This is a genomic window from Segnochrobactrum spirostomi (assembly GCF_009600605.1).
Taxonomy (GTDB): domain Bacteria; phylum Pseudomonadota; class Alphaproteobacteria; order Rhizobiales; family Segnochrobactraceae; genus Segnochrobactrum; species Segnochrobactrum spirostomi.
Genome location: NZ_VWNA01000003.1, coordinates 319,662 through 334,011 on the forward strand (window position 1 = coordinate 319,662; position 14,350 = coordinate 334,011).

The 14,350-nt window shown below is 68.1% G+C and carries 13 protein-coding genes and 2 pseudogenes; 8 read left to right on the top strand and 7 right to left on the bottom strand.

Going from position 1 to position 14,350, the window contains the following annotated elements:
• Positions 1-32 precede the first annotated feature (32 nt).
• The 5 genes and pseudogenes from F0357_RS21585 to arsB all read left to right on the top strand — a co-directional run bounded on the left by F0357_RS21585 (position 33) and on the right by arsB (position 3,368).
• On the top strand, positions 33-848 hold the full coding sequence (locus F0357_RS21585) for an ABC transporter permease (protein ID WP_153489841.1): 816 nt from the start codon (positions 33-35) through the stop codon (positions 846-848).
• A 136-nt stretch (positions 849-984) separates the two neighbouring features.
• Positions 985-1,344, top strand: coding sequence for an ArsR/SmtB family transcription factor (locus F0357_RS21590; RefSeq protein WP_153489844.1), 360 nt, complete (start codon positions 985-987; stop codon positions 1,342-1,344).
• Positions 1,337-1,849 (top strand): annotated as a pseudogene (locus F0357_RS24250) (arsenate reductase ArsC); the annotation flags it as partial. The gene F0357_RS21590 and the pseudogene F0357_RS24250, both read left to right, overlap by 8 nt.
• A gap of 21 nt (positions 1,850-1,870) precedes the next feature.
• A complete protein-coding gene (gene arsC / locus F0357_RS24255; RefSeq protein ID WP_208948575.1) occupies positions 1,871-2,299 on the top strand; it encodes an arsenate reductase (glutaredoxin) in 429 nt (142 codons plus the stop codon).
• Positions 2,300-2,315: 16 nt separating this feature from the next.
• A complete protein-coding gene (gene arsB / locus F0357_RS21600; RefSeq protein ID WP_153489858.1) occupies positions 2,316-3,368 on the top strand; it encodes an ACR3 family arsenite efflux transporter in 1,053 nt (350 codons plus the stop codon).
• On the opposite strand, the gene F0357_RS21605 is transcribed toward arsB, so the two are convergent.
• From F0357_RS21605 to F0357_RS21635, 7 genes are all read right to left on the bottom strand, one after another.
• On the bottom strand, positions 3,365-3,808 hold the full coding sequence (locus tag F0357_RS21605) for a type II toxin-antitoxin system VapC family toxin (RefSeq protein ID WP_153489861.1): 444 nt from the start codon (positions 3,806-3,808) through the stop codon (positions 3,365-3,367). The genes arsB and F0357_RS21605 overlap by 4 nt on opposite strands.
• Positions 3,805-4,059: a FitA-like ribbon-helix-helix domain-containing protein gene (locus F0357_RS21610; RefSeq protein ID WP_153489865.1), complete on the bottom strand. Its 255-nt coding sequence runs from the start codon at positions 4,057-4,059 to the stop codon at positions 3,805-3,807. The genes F0357_RS21605 and F0357_RS21610 overlap by 4 nt, the downstream gene beginning before the upstream one ends.
• A gap of 112 nt (positions 4,060-4,171) precedes the next feature.
• Positions 4,172-5,470 (bottom strand): amidohydrolase family protein, encoded by a 1,299-nt coding sequence (locus F0357_RS21615; protein WP_153489868.1) that lies wholly within the window; start codon positions 5,468-5,470, stop codon positions 4,172-4,174.
• Between the two features lie 79 nt (positions 5,471-5,549).
• On the bottom strand, positions 5,550-6,467 hold the full coding sequence (locus tag F0357_RS21620) for an ABC transporter permease (RefSeq protein ID WP_153489871.1): 918 nt from the start codon (positions 6,465-6,467) through the stop codon (positions 5,550-5,552).
• Positions 6,464-7,534 carry an ABC transporter permease gene (locus F0357_RS21625; RefSeq protein WP_153489874.1) on the bottom strand — a complete coding sequence of 357 codons (1,071 nt, stop codon included), beginning with the start codon at positions 7,532-7,534 and terminating at the stop codon, positions 6,464-6,466. The genes F0357_RS21620 and F0357_RS21625 overlap by 4 nt, the downstream gene beginning before the upstream one ends.
• Positions 7,527-9,101, bottom strand: coding sequence for an ABC transporter ATP-binding protein (locus F0357_RS21630; protein ID WP_208948530.1), 1,575 nt, complete (start codon positions 9,099-9,101; stop codon positions 7,527-7,529). The genes F0357_RS21625 and F0357_RS21630 overlap by 8 nt, the downstream gene beginning before the upstream one ends.
• A gap of 85 nt (positions 9,102-9,186) precedes the next feature.
• Positions 9,187-10,311: a BMP family ABC transporter substrate-binding protein gene (locus tag F0357_RS21635; RefSeq protein ID WP_153489887.1), complete on the bottom strand. Its 1,125-nt coding sequence runs from the start codon at positions 10,309-10,311 to the stop codon at positions 9,187-9,189.
• A 279-nt stretch (positions 10,312-10,590) separates the two neighbouring features.
• Here F0357_RS21635 and F0357_RS21640 point away from each other — a divergent pair, with 279 nt between their 5' ends.
• The 3 genes and pseudogenes from F0357_RS21640 (at position 10,591) to F0357_RS21650 (ending at position 14,335) form a co-directional block, all read left to right on the top strand.
• Positions 10,591-11,559 carry a LysR family transcriptional regulator gene (locus F0357_RS21640; protein WP_153489891.1) on the top strand — a complete coding sequence of 323 codons (969 nt, stop codon included), beginning with the start codon at positions 10,591-10,593 and terminating at the stop codon, positions 11,557-11,559.
• A complete protein-coding gene (locus F0357_RS21645; RefSeq protein ID WP_246161846.1) occupies positions 11,556-12,617 on the top strand; it encodes an isopenicillin N synthase family dioxygenase in 1,062 nt (353 codons plus the stop codon). The genes F0357_RS21640 and F0357_RS21645 overlap by 4 nt, the downstream gene beginning before the upstream one ends.
• A 114-nt stretch (positions 12,618-12,731) precedes the next feature.
• Positions 12,732-14,335, top strand: a pseudogene (locus F0357_RS21650) (gamma-glutamyltransferase family protein).
• Positions 14,336-14,350: the final 15 nt, after the last annotated feature.

A 14,350-nucleotide genomic window follows, 5' to 3' on the forward strand; every position in this document is an offset into this window, starting at 1 on the left:
AAACGGGCGGCTTGTTTCGCGTGGGAGACGTCATGAGCACTGTATCGAGCGGAAGCGAGGAACTCGCGGGCCTCTCGACCATCGGGCAATCGGTGGTGCGCCGTGTCGCCTGGCGTGAAACCGCCCTCATTCTGCTCGTCGCCGTGATCGCGCTCGGCGGGCTCGAAATCTACCTGCGGGTCGCCGAGGTGCCCCTCTACGTGCTGCCGCCGCCGAGCGTCATCGCGGTGGCGCTCTACCACGAGTTCGGCCTTCTCGTGCCGCATATCCTGATGACGCTGTTCGAACTGGTGACGGGCTTTGCCGTCGGAGCTTCGATCGGCTTCGCGCTCGCCATCGTCGTCACGCAATTTCCGCTCGTGGAGCGGATCGTGACGCCTTACATCCTCCTGATGGTGACGACGCCGATGATCGCGCTCGTGCCGCTGCTGATTCTCAAGCTCGGCTTCGGGCCGGAGCCGCGGATCGTGGCGGTGGCGCTCGCCGCCGGTCCGATGGTCATGCTCAATTCCGCGACCGGTTTCCGCCGCACCGACGAGGCGCGCATCGCCCTCGCGCGGTCGTTCGGCGCCAGCACGCTGCAGGTCTTCCTGAAGATCCGCATTCCCCAATCGATGCCGATGGTCATCGCCGGCCTCACCGTCGGCGCGATCTTCGGGCTCCTCACCGCGGTCGCGGCGGAGATGGCGGGCGGTCAATCCGGGATCGGAACACGGCTCGTCTATTATTCGTCGATGATGCAGATGCCGCAGTTCTTCGCCACCATCGTCGTGCTCGCCGGGATCGGCATCGGCCTGCACCTCGTCTTCGCCTTCATCGGCCGCAAGCTGGTCCCCTGGACCGCGTGACCGCCGCCGCCGTGTCGTCCATGCGAGCCCGGTCTGGATCTCGTCCGCGCCGCCAGGCCGGCGCGCGGGCGCCTCTTGCCGCTCGGCCTTTCGTAATGTAGTCTCAATATCTCAATGCAGATTGAGATATTGAGATATGGACGAAGCGGACGCGCTGACGGCCTTTGCCGCTCTCTCCCAGGAAACCCGTCTTCGGGTGGTCCGGCTTCTCGTGCGCGCCGGCCCGGCCGGCATGCCTGCGGGCGCGATCGCCGAGGCGGTCGGCGCGGCCTCGTCGTCGCGGATGTCGTTCCATCTCGCCCAGCTCGAACACAGCGGTCTCGTCCGGTCCCGTCGGGATGGCCGCTCGATCATCTACAGCGCGGTCTATCCGGCGTTGTCCGACCTCGTGTCGTTCCTGATGCGGGAGTGCTGCGACGGGCATCCGGAGGTTTGCGCACCGGCCGTTGCGGCATTGTCTTGCATCTGCACGTCGACTGGGGATCGCCATGATTGATAAGACGGCCGTTTATAGCGTGTTGTTCCTCTGTACCGGCAATTCCGCCCGTTCGATCTTGGCGGAAAGCATTCTGCGGAAAGAGGGGGCTGGCCGTTTTCGAGCCTTCTCTGCGGGAAGCCGACCCAAAGGCGAGGTGAATCCTCTTGCCCTCAAAGTGCTGCAGAGCCACGACTATCCAGTCGACGGCCTGCGCTCGAAGAGCTGGGATGAATTCGACGGTTCGAATGCACCGGAGATGAATTTTGTCTTCACAGTTTGCGATGATGCGGCCGGCGAAGTCTGCCCGGTGTGGCCCGGCCAGCCGATGACCGCGCACTGGGGCATCGAGGACCCCGCTGCGGTTCAGGGCACGGAGCTGCGCAAGGAGGCTGCGTTCGTCGCGGCCTTCCGCTATCTCCGCAACCGCATCTCTGCGTTCATCGCTCTTCCCATCGCGTCCCTCGACCGTCTGTCGCTTGCTGCTGCACTTCGCGACATCGGGGAGATCGGGGAAGCCGCGTCCCTCGAGCGAACGCCGCATGATATGGATGTGATCATCTACCACAATCCCGACTGCGGCACGTCGCGCAATACCCTCGCCATGATCCGCAATGCGGGGGTCGAGCCCCACGTCATCGAATATCTCAAGACGCCGCCGTCCCGGGCGTTGCTCGCGCAAATGATCGCTCGGGCCGGTCTTTCCGTCCGCGATGTCCTCCGTGAAAAGGGGACGCCTTATACCGATCTCGGTCTCGGTCTCGGCGATCCGGCCCTGACCGACGAACAACTGCTCGATGCGATGATGGCCCATCCGATCCTCATCAACAGGCCACTCGTCGTGTCACCGAAGGGTGTCCGGCTGTGCCGCCCGTCCGAGGCTGTGCTCGATCTCCTGCCGCCGCAGCGCGGCGCGTTCGCCAAGGAAGACGGCGAGCCGGTGGTGGACGCGCATGGTCGTCGGATCTCACCCTGACGACCGGTATCGCCCCATGTCCGTCTTCGAACGCTATCTGACCCTCTGGGTCGCCCTTTGCATCGTCGCCGGCGTGGTGCTCGGGCATCTCGCGCCGGGGGTCTTCCACATCGTCGGCGCGGTCGAGGTCGCGCAGGTCAACCTGCCGGTGGCGGTGCTGATCTGGCTGATGATCGTGCCGATGCTCATCAAGATCGACTTCGCCGCCCTCGGCGCCGTCGGCAAGCATTGGCGCGGCATCGGCGTCACGCTGTTCGTCAACTGGGCCGTGAAGCCGTTTTCGATGGCGCTGCTCGGTTGGGTCTTCATCGGCGGGGTGTTCCGCGGATGGCTGCCGGCGAACCAGATCGACAGCTACATCGCGGGCCTGATCCTGCTCGCCGCGGCGCCCTGCACGGCCATGGTCTTTGTGTGGTCCAATCTCACCAAGGGCGAGCCGCATTTCACCCTGTCGCAGGTGGCGCTGAACGACGCCATCATGGTCGTGGCGTTCGCGCCCGTGGTGGGGCTGCTGCTCGGTCTCTCCGCCATCACCGTGCCGTGGGGCACCTTGGTGCTGTCCGTCGGGCTCTACATCATCATTCCGGTCATCGTCGCGCAGGGTTTGAGGCGCAGGCTATTGGCGACCGGAGGATCCGCGGCGCTCGATCGCGCGCTCGCCAAGCTCGGCCCGCTGTCGCTGGTGGCCCTGCTTGCCACCCTGGTGCTGCTGTTCGGCTTCCAGGGCGAGGCCATCGTCGCTCAGCCGCTGGTGATCGCGCTCTTGGCGGTGCCGATCCTGATCCAGGTCTATTTCAACGCGGGGCTCGCTTATGTCCTCAACCGCGTCACGGGGGAGGCGCATTGCGTCGCCGGCCCCTCGGCCCTGATCGGCGCGTCGAATTTCTTCGAGCTCGCCGTGGCCGCCGCGATCTCTCTGTTCGGCTTCTCGTCCGGCGCCGCGCTGGCGACCGTCGTCGGCGTTCTCATCGAGGTGCCGGTGATGCTCTCGGTCGTCTGGATCGTCAACCGCTCCAAGACTTGGTACGAGCGGGGCGTCTCTGACCCGAGCCGGGCGGGGAGAGCTTAATCTGGTCCCGAAATGGTTTTTGCGTGCGGGGTCCATGGATCGAACACCATAAGGCCGGCGGCTGCGAAGGCGCTGTGATCGCGCGTCGCCACGGCGAAGCCCCTGGAGGACGCGATCGCGGCGATGTAGCCGTCAGGCGTCGGGAAGCCCTTGCCTGCCGCGCGAGCTCTGACGGCGAGTTCTGCATATTGGTGGGCTGCTGCGCGATCGAACGGCAAGATGCGGTCAGCAAAGAGCTCCAGGGCGCCATCGAGAGCGGTGGCGAGAGCTCGCTTGCGCTTTCCCTCCGGCAGCGCGGCGATCCCGAACATGAGCTCCGCGACCGATACGGTGGAGAGATAAAGAGTTTCGGCGATCTGCTCGTCGAGCCACGCCTGGACCCTGGTGTCAGGTTCGGGCTTCATCGCCTCCGAGATGACGTTGGTGTCGAGGACGATCATTCGAAGCTCAGCGGCTCGGCAGGCGTTTTGTCCCCCGCCTGACCGAGCGCCTCGACGTCTTCGTTGGTCAGGCCGAGGGCGCGGCTGCGTTCGGCGAGCGCCGTGCCGATCCGAAGGCGCGTTTCGGGCCGCACGGCAGCCTCGAGGATTGCGCGCATCTCCGCCTCCGTGCTCCGGCCGTGTTTCGCCGCGCGCACCTTGAGGGCGCGGTGCGCGGCTTCCGAGAGGTTTCGGATTGTAACGGCAGCCATGGCTGCATCTCCGGCAGGCTCGATCGCAATGATATCAGTTTAGTCCCGATGCTATCAGTGATCAATCTGCATGAACCGGCCGTTCGGGAAATGTCAGGTCTCGGCCGCACCCTCAGTTCTTCCCCACCGGCGGGCGATAGGCGGCGGGATCGACGAGGGCGGGGCGGCCGTCGAGGGTGAGGCGGGCGTGGCGTGGCGCGGTCTCGGCGATGACGCGGCCGCGGCGGACGACGGCGAGGCGCGTCGCGCGCAGGCGCACCGCCTCGATCGGGTCGGCGGCCTGAAGCAGCACGAAATCGGCGTTGCAGCCGGCGGCGAGGCCGTAGCCCTCGAGGCCGAGGATGGCGGCCGGGACCGTCGTCACCGCCTCGAAAGCCCAGCGGATCGCCTCGCGGCTCGTCATCGGCACCGCATGGACGCCCATGTGGGCGACGTCGAGCATGTCGGCGCCGCCGAGGCCGTACCAGGGGTCCATGGTGCAGTCCTGACCGAACGCGACCGGGATGCCGAGCGCGCGCATTTCCGGAATGCGGGTGAGCCCGCGACGGCGCGGATAGGTGTCGTGGCGGCCTTGCAGGGTGATGTTGATGAGCGGGTTGGCGATCGCCGCGACGCCCGCCTCGCGCATCAGCGGCAGCAGCTTGGAGACGTAATAATTGTCCATCGAGTGCATGGAGGTCAGGTGCGAGCCGACCGCGCGCCCGCCGAGACCGAGGCGCTGGGTCTCGGCCGCCAGCGTCTCGATGTGGCGCGACATCGGATCGTCGCTCTCGTCGCAATGCAGGTCGATCATCAGGCCGCGCTTCGCCGCGATCTCGCACAGCGCGGTTACGGAGGCCGCGCCGTCGGCCATGGTGCGCTCGAAATGCGGGATGCCGCCGACGACGTCGACGCCCATGTCGAGGGCTCGGTCGAGATTGCGCGCCGCCGTGGGCGCGCGGAAATAGCCGTCCTGGGGGAAGGCGACGAGCTGGAGGTCGAGATAGGGCTTCACCTTCGCCTTGGCCTCGAGGAGCGCCTCGACGGCGAGCAGGCGGTCGTCGCAGACGTCGACGTGGCTGCGCACGGCGAGGAGGCCCTGCGAGACGGCGAGGTCGCAATAGCGCAGCGCGCGCTCGATCACCTCCTCGTGGGTGAGGAGCGGCTTCAGCTCGCCCCACAGCGCGATGCCCTCGAGCAGGGTGCCCGATTGGTTGAGCCGCGGCAGCCCGAGCGACAGCGTGGCGTCCATGTGGAAATGGCAATCGACGAAGGGCGGGGCGACGAGAAGCCCGCCGGCGTCGATCACGCGCCCGGCCTCGGCCGCGATCCCCGGCTCGATCGCGGCGATCCGGCCACCGGTGACCGCGATGTCCTGGCCGGTGCGACCGTCGGGCAGGGTCGCATTCTTGACGAGAAGGTCGAAGGTCATCGCGGAGATCCGAGGCTCGGGGTCGGAAGGGCGAGCGAGCCGGCGCCTTGTCTGCGGCGCCGGCCGGTCGCGTCGGACGTCAGTGCTTGTCCTGGCGCAGATAGACGTCGCCGAGGTGCGAAGGCTGCGCCGGGCCGCGCCGGCCGATGGCCGACGAGGCGACGAGGACGATCAGCGTCAGCCCATAAGGCAGCATCATCATGAGATAGGTCGGCACGTCGGCGCCGATCGCCTGGAGGCGGGGAACGAGCGCGTCGGCGCCGCCGAAGAGGAGCGCGCCGAGGAGCGCGCGGCGCGGTTCCCAGCGGGCGAAGATGACGAGCGCGACGGCGATCCAGCCGCGCCCGGCGACCATGCCCTCGATCCAGACATGGCTTGCCGCCACCGAGAGATAGACCCCGGCGAGGCCACACAGGGCGCCGCAGGCGGTGACCGCGGCGAGCTGCACGAGCTGGACATCGACGCCCGCGATGTCGGCGGTGCCCGGATCTTCGCCGACGGCGCGCAGGCGCAGGCCGGCGCGGGTCCGCGTCAGCCACCACCACAGGGCGACGACGAGGACGAGGGCGAACACCACGAGGGGGTCCTGATGCGCGATGAGCCGCCACGGTCCCGGCTTCGAATCGTCGCCGAATTGCGGGATGCCGGCGAAGGTCTGCTGGATGAAGGGCCGCCCGACCGAGCCGGTGAAGCCGAGGCCGAGCGCGACGACGGCGAGGCCGGCGAGCGTCTGGTCGGCGCGGAAGACGACGACGGCGAGCCCGAACAACAGCGACAGCACGACCGCCGCGCCGATGCCGGCGGCGACCGCGAGCCACGGATCGAAGCCGTTGATGACGGCGACCGCGCCGACCATGGCGCCGACCGCCATCAACCCTTCCGGGCCGAGATTGAGCACGCCGGCGCGCTCGGAGATGATGAGGCCGAGGCTCGCGAGCAGGAGCGGCGTCGCATAGCTCGGGATGATGGTGAGCCAGCCGATCAGGAAATTCGTCATCGCGCGCCTCTCGGGACGGGACGGCTCAGGCGATAGGCGCTGAAGAACTGCGCCATCAGGACCGAGATCAGCACGGTGCCCTGGATCAGGACGATGACGGCTTCCGACACCGAATAGAACACCTTGAGCACGCTGCCCGCCGTGTAGACCCCGCCGACGACGAAGGCGACGACGACGGTCGCGAGCGGCCGGGAGCGGGCGAGGAAGGCGATCACGATGCCGCTGAACAGGTAGCCGTTGGCGATCGATTGGTTGAGGCGGTGCTCGGTGCCCGCGACGATCATCGCGCCGGCGAGGCCGCAGAGCCCGCCCGAGCTCAGCACCAGCGTCGCGATGGAGGCGATCACCGGCATGCCGGTGGCGCGGGCGGCGTCCGGATTGAGGCCGATCGCCTTGGCGTAGAAGCCGAGCCGGGTGCGCTCCAGCACGATCCAGACGACGAGCCCCGCGGCGAGGCTGAGCCAGATGCCGGAATGCAACTGGCCCCAGCCGAGGGTCGAGAACTGCTCGACGGGATCGAACGCCTTGGAGAGCGGGAAGCTGTTCGTGGGATCGCGCCAGGCGCCGAACAGGAGATGCTGGACGAACAGGAAGGCGATATTGCCGAGGAGCAGCGTCGAGATCACTTCGCTGACCTTCCAGCGCATCTTGAGGAAGAGCGGCAACGCGATCCAAGCGGCACCGGCGATGAACGAGGCGACGAGCATCAAGGCGAGGCGGATCGGCGCGGGGCCGATGTCGTCGATCGAAATCCAGGTCGCGGCGATGGCGCCGAGCCAGAGCTGTCCCTCGATGCCGATGTTCCAGAAGCGGACGCGGGCCGCCACCGAAGCCGCGAGGCCGACGAGGATCAGCGGCGCCGCCGCCGTCGCCGTCTGGGCGAGGCCGTCCGAGGTGAGGAAGGTTTCGAAGAGGAACTCGTCCACGATGGCGTCGGGTGGCACCCCGACGGCGATGAGGAGGAGGGCCGCGGCCGCGAGGCCGAAGATCAGGCCGCCGGCATAGGAGGCGATCGAAAGCCAGACCGGGATTTCCTGGCGGCGGACGAGGAGCGCGGACTCAAGCATGGCCGATCATCAGCGCGCCGAGCCGATCGGCGGTCGCTTCCTCCACGGCCATTTCTCCGGCGATCCGGCCGCGGTTCATCACGGCGACCCGGTGCGACATGGCGAGCACTTCTTCGAGATCCTCGCTGATGAGCAGGCACGCGGCGCCTTTTTCGACCGCGGCCTTGACGAAGGCATGGACGGCCCGGGTCGCCTTGACGTCGAGGCCGCGGGCCGGGGAATGGGCGACGAGCACCTTGAGCCCGGAATCGAGCTCGCGGGCGAGGAGCACTTTCTGGGCGTTGCCACCGGAGAGGAGGCCGGTCGAGCGGCCGGGCGCGGCACCGTGGATGTCGAACCGCTCGATCGCCTCGCGGGCCTCGGCGCGCATCGGCGCGCGGCGCACGAAGAGGCCGCCGAAGCGGCCGGCCGGAACGCCCGTCAGCGCGAGGTTCTCGGCAACGGTCAGCTCTCGGACCATGCCGGTGGCGAAACGGTCGGATGGCACGACCCGGAGCCCCAGGCCGCGGCGGGCGGCGATCGGCAGAGACGCGATATCGCGGCCGTCGATGGCGATGCGGCCGGATTGCAGCGGCACCATGCCGGCGAGGCAATCCACGAGCTCCTGCTGCCCGTTGCCTCCGACACCGGCGACGCCGAGCACCTCGCCCGCCCTGAGCACCAGGGAGAGCTCGTCGACCGGGCGGGTGCCATCGGCGTGGGCCACCGTCAGCGCCTCGATCCGCAGCCGCTCCGGTCCCGGGACGGAGACCGGACGATCGACGCGGGCGACGTCGGAGCCGACGACCTGCCGCGCGATCTCGTCGATGTTCATCGAGGCGGTCGGCACGCCGGCGACGATGGTGCGCCCCTGCCGCATCACGGTGACGCGGTCGCTGCGGGCGGCGACCTCGCGCAGCTTATGCGTGATCAGCACCACCGCATGGCCCTGGTCGGCGAGGCGGCGGGTGAAGGAAAGGAGGGCTTCGGATTCCCCCTCGGTCAAGACGGCCGTCGGCTCGTCGAGGATGACGATCCGGGCGCCGAGCAGGAGAACCTTGAGGATTTCGGTGCGCTGGCGGTCGGCGATGGAGAGGTCGGCGACGACCGCGTCGGGCCGCACGCCGAGGCCGATCTCGCGGCCCTTCGCCTCGATCAGGGCGGCGGCTTCGCGCACGCTGCGAACCGCCCCGTGTTTGCCGAGCGCGAGCAGCACGTTCTCGGCGACGGTGAAGCGGCTGACCAGACGGAAGTGCTGGTGCACCATGCCGAGGCCGGCGGCGGTCGCGTCCGCCGGGCCGCGCAGCGACACGGCTGCCCCGTCGATGTTCTGGCTGCCCGAATCGGCGGCATAGACGCCAGTCGCGACGTTCATGAGGGTCGATTTGCCGGCCCCGTTCTCGCCGACGAGCGCATGCACTTCGCCCCAGGCGAGCGAAAAGCCGGCCTCCACGAGTGCCGGCTTGCCGTCGAAGGCCTTGGAGATGCCCTGCATCTCGAGCGCGGGCGGCAGGCCCCGCTCGTTCGGCCGGTGCAGGCTGCCGCCCGCAACGGTCAGGGTGGCGGCGGTGCCGCTATCGTTCGTCAATGCCGTCATCCGCACAGGACCGTTCGTCGCGTCGACCGAGGTGAGGGGAGAGCGGGGCACCGCGTGAGCGCCCCGCTCCGAGCCGTCACGGGTTGGTCGATGCAGGCATCGTGCCGATCACGCCTTTGACGAAGTAGTTCATGTTCCAGAGCGCCTCGTCGTCGACCTTGGCGCCGGCGGCGACGACCTGCGAGCCGTCCTGCTTGAACAGCGGGCCCTGGAAGGGATCGAGCTTGCCGGCGATGATCGCCTGCTTGGCCGCCTCGATCTTCGCCTTGGTCTCGGCAGTCACGCTCGGCCCGAAGGGCGCGAGATCGACGACGCCGGATTCGAGACCCTCGAAGGCGCCGTACGGCTTCGGCTGCCAGGTCCCGTCGACGATGCTCTTGATGGTCGGCACGAGATAGCGGTCCCAGCGGAACAGCACCGAGGTCAGGATGCCCTTGGGGGCCGCCTTGGACATGTCGAGCTGATAGCCGATCGACTTCGCGCCGCGCTTTTCGGCCGCGTCGAGGGGGGCGACGGAGCTCAAGTCGGTCGCGATCACGTCGGCGTTCTGGTCGAGGATCGCGTCGGCGACCTGCCCTTCCTTCACCGGATCCCACCAGGAATTGGTGTAGACGGCGGTGGTCTGGATGGCCGGATCGACCGACTGGGCGCCGAGGGCGAAGGAGTTGATGTCCCAGTTGATGACGCCGACGGGGAAGCCGGCGATCATGCCGATCTTCTTCGACTTGGTGGCGTCGGCGGCGGCGATGCCGGCGAGATACCAGCCCTGGTAGGTGCGGGCGTAGAAGCTCTCGAGGTTCGCACCGTTGGTCGTGCCCGAGGCGTTGAGGAACGCGACGTTCGGATAGGCCTTCGCCGCTTCGGCGATCGGCGCGCTGTAGCCGTAGGTCGTCCCCACGATGATGTTGTAGCCGCGCTTCACGTAGAGATCGATCGCCGCGCGGAGCTTGGTCGCTTCCTCGGGGATGTTCTCGGTGACGGCGACGGGCAGCTTGAGCTGCTCCTCGACCGCCTTGCGGCCGATCTCGAGCGCCTCGTCCCAGCCGCCGTCCTGGGCCGCGCTCGCGTAGATGAACGCGATCTTCGGCGGTCCGTCGAGCTTGAAGGCTTCGGCGTCGCCGGTGGCGGCGAGGAGGGCGAGGCCAGCGGCGGCCGGCGCGAGCACCGAGGCGAGGCGCGTGCCAAATCGCTTGGATGTCATGGTAGTCCCCTGTGCGGTGGGGCCGTCCGCGCAGGACGGCGTTGTCTGGAATGGCATGGTCCGCCGCGCCCGCTCTGACGGCCGGCTGCGGCACAGGGCGCGCCGTCGATCCCCGTCGCGCGCCGTCGCTCCCCCGAGCCGGCTAACGAATGCGCGACGATCCGCGACCCTCGCCGCGACCCTTGTGCGGTGCATTAAGCCGCACTATGATCGTCCATGCAAATAAAATAATCAGCCTAAAAATTCGCCACATCGTCCAGTTTTATGGACAGAGGGTCCATGGATCTCGACGCCCTCGACACTTTCGCCAAGATCGCCGAGGCCGGATCGCTGACCGCCGCGGCGAAGCTGCATGGCCTGCCGAAATCGAGCCTCAGCCTCAAGCTGCGCCAGCTCGAGGCCGACCTCGACATGCCGCTGTTCGTGCGCGAGGGGCGCGGCCTCGCCTTGACCGACGCCGGCACGGAGCTTCTCGCCCACACCCAGCGCATCCTGGATGCCTGCGACGGGGCGCGCTCGGCGCTCGCGGCGATGCGCGACACGGTGGCGGGGACGCTGCGGATCGCCTCCACCGGCGAGTTCGGCACCGCCTTCAATGCGCAGATGCTCTACGCCTTTCGGCAACTCTATCCGCTCGTGAAGCTCGAGCTCGTCTTTATCTCGCCGACGGTGCTGTTTGCGCCGGACCGGCTCCAGAGCTTCGACGTCATCGTCTCATGGGACGATCCCGGCGACGAGGGGCAGGCGGGCGAACGAATCTCGTCGGCGACCTTCGGCCTCTTCGCGAGCCCGGCTTATCTAGACGCCGCCGGCTGCCCCACGCATCCGGACGCGCTGCAGGCGCATCGCGGCATCCTCTACCGGCGTGGCACCGGCCTGCAATCCTGGCGGCTGAAGCGCGGGGCCGAGGCGGTCGAGCTGCTGCCGCGCTGCGACTTCTCCAGCAACGATTATTGGACCGTCAAATATTTCGCCGTGGCAGGCGAGGGGATCGTCTATCTCCCGACCTTCTTCGCCGATATCGAGTGCGAGCGTGGACATCTCGTTGCGTTGATGCCCGAGTGGCAGTCCGAAGAGAAGTGGATCTACATCCGCATCCCGCAGGTCAACAACGCCTCGCGCAAGACGCGGGCCTTCGTCGACTTCTGTAAGGATTATTTCAGTCCGGGCTACGGATTTCGGGGCCCGCGTTATTATGTCGAGACCGTGCTCGACACCGCTTCCGACCAAGAGGGAACCGACAGATGAAGACTTTGGAAACCGGCAACGGTGCGCGCCTGATGCGATCCGGCGGCCTCGATCCGCGGCGCACCAGCTTCGACGAGATTCCGATCATCGATCTCGAGCCGATGTTCTCGGGCGACGCGGAGGCCAAGGCGGACCTCGCGGCCAAGCTGCGCAAGGCCTGCGCCGAGGTCGGCTTCCTCTATGTGCGCAATCATCACGTGCCGCAGGCGGTGATCGATTCCACGTTCGCCGCGGCGCACACCTACTTTGCGCAGGACGACGCCGCGAAGATGCGCAACCACGTCTCGCTGTCGCGCAACAATCGCGGCTACGCGGCGCTGCTCGAGGAGAATACCGACCCGACCGCCCGGGGGGATCTCCACGAATCCTACGACATCGCTCTCGAAGTTCCGGCCGACGATCCGGACGTTCTCGCCGGCAAGGTGCTCTACGGCCCGAACCAGTGGCCCGAGGGGCAGGCGGCCTTCCGCGCGGCGCTCGAGGCCTATCATGCCGAGATGCTGAAGCTCAGCGGCCATCTCCTCCACGCCTTCGCGCTGGCGCTCGAACTCGACGAAACCTATTTCGATTCCATGGTCTCGAAGCCGCTCGCCACCCTGCGCGTCCTCCATTACCCGCCGCAATTCGGCGAGATCGACGACCGCCAGATCGGCATCGGCGCACATTCCGATTATGAGTGCTTCACGATCCTCGCCCAGGACGCCATTCCCGCCCTCCAGGTGTTGAACACCGCCGGCGAATGGATTGCCGCGGACCCGATCCCCGGCTGCTTCGTCGTCAACATCGGCGACCAGATGGCCCGCTGGACCAACGACCTGTTCGCCTCGACCGTGCATCGCGCCATCAACCGCTCGGGCCGCGAGCGCTATTCGATCCCGTTCTTCTTCGGGCCGAACTACGACACCGTCGTCGAGGCGCTGCCGAGCTGCATCGACGCCGATCATCCGGCGAAATATCCGCCGATCGCCGCCGGCGACTACATCAACGGCCGGTTCGCCGCGACCTTCGCCCATTATGGCGCGGCGCAGGAGAAGGCGGCCGCCGGCGACGCCGCCTGAGCACCCTACGTCTCTGGGAGTGGCGGACCGGCTGGCGGCGTCCTAAGGTGCCGCCGTTCCGCCCCGCCGCTCCCACGCGCTGCTCGCAGGCGCCGCTCCGACGAGTGCTCCATCTTGATCGCCATCGACCGTACCGACTTCTTCAGCCACGGACGCTCTCCGCTGGTGGCGCGTGAGTGCGCCGTTGCGACCTCCCATCCGCTCGCGACCGCGGCGGGGCTCGAAATCCTGAGTGCCGGCGGCAACGCCGTCGATGCGGCGATCGCGGCGGTCGCGACGCAGAGCGTCGTCGAACCCCACATGACGGGCATCGGCGGCGATTGCTTCGTCCTCTATGCCCCCGCGGTGGCGCGACCATCGCCCTCAACGGCAGCGGACGCGCGCCGGCGGGCGCCACGCTGGCGGCGGCGCGGGCGAGCGGCCTCGACGAGGAAATCCCCCGCGACAGCGCGTTCGCCGTGACGGTGCCGGGTGCGATCTCGGCCTGGACCCGTCTCCACACCGACCACGGCCGTCTTCCCCTCGATCAGATCTTCCGCCGCGCCATCGATTATGCCGAGAACGGCTATCCGGTGACGCCGCGCGTGGCGCTCGATTGGGCGCTGGAGGCGCCGGCGCTCGAGGCGGATCCGGATTCGCGGGCCTTGTTCCTGCCCGGCGGCGCCGCGCCGCGGGCGGGAGACCGCCACGCCCAGCCGCTGCTCGGCCGGCGCCTCCACGACATCGCGGCGAACGGCGCCTCGGCCTTCTATGAGGGTGCCGTCGCCGACTCCATGGTCCGCCATCTGCGCGCGCTCGGCGGAACCCATACGGTGGACGACTTCGCCGAGGGGCGCGACGCCGCGTTCTATGAGACGCCGATCTCGACCCACTACCGCGGCGTCGACGTCGAGGAGTGCCCGCCGAACGGCCAGGGCCTCGCCGCTTTGATGATCCTCAATATCCTCAAGGCGTTCGATCTCGGGCCTTCGACCTCGCTTGCAGACCGCGTGCACATCCACGCGGAAGCGGTGAAGCTCGTCTACCACCACCGCGACGCGCTGATCTGCGACCCGGCCGCGATGACGGTCTCGGTCGCCGACCTGCTGTCGGACGAGGCGACGCAGCGGCTCGCCCGCCGCATCGACATGAGCCGGGCGCGGGCGCCGGTGTTCTGGCACGAGCCGGAGCACAGCGACACCGTCTATCTCTGTGTCGTCGACCGCGACGGCAACATGGTCTCTTTCATCAACTCGATCTTCGACGCGTTCGGGTCGACCCGGCTCGATCCGGCGACCGGCGTTCTTTTCCACAGCCGCGGCAGCTCGTTCCGTCTGCTCGAGGGGCATCCGAACGTCCTCGCCCCGCGCAAGCGGCCGATGCACACGATCATCCCCGGCTTCGTGCGCCGCAATGGACGCGCGGCCGGCGTCTTCGGCGTCATGGGCGGCCATTATCAGGCGGCGGGCCAAGCGGCGTTCCTCTCCGGCCTGCTCGATCGCGGCCTCGATCCGCAGGCGGCCCTTGATGCGCCGCGGTCCTTCGCCTTCGACGGCGTGCTCGAGCTCGAACCGGCTTATCCCGATGCGGTCCTCGCCGATCTCAGCGCCCGCGGCCATGTCGTGCGACGCGCCGCCGAGCCACTCGGGGGTGGCCAGGCGATCTTCGTCGACGAGGATCGCGGCATCCTCGTCGCCGGGTCCGATGGCCGCAAGGACGGCGCCGCCCTCGGTTTCTGAGGCCGAAGGGATCAA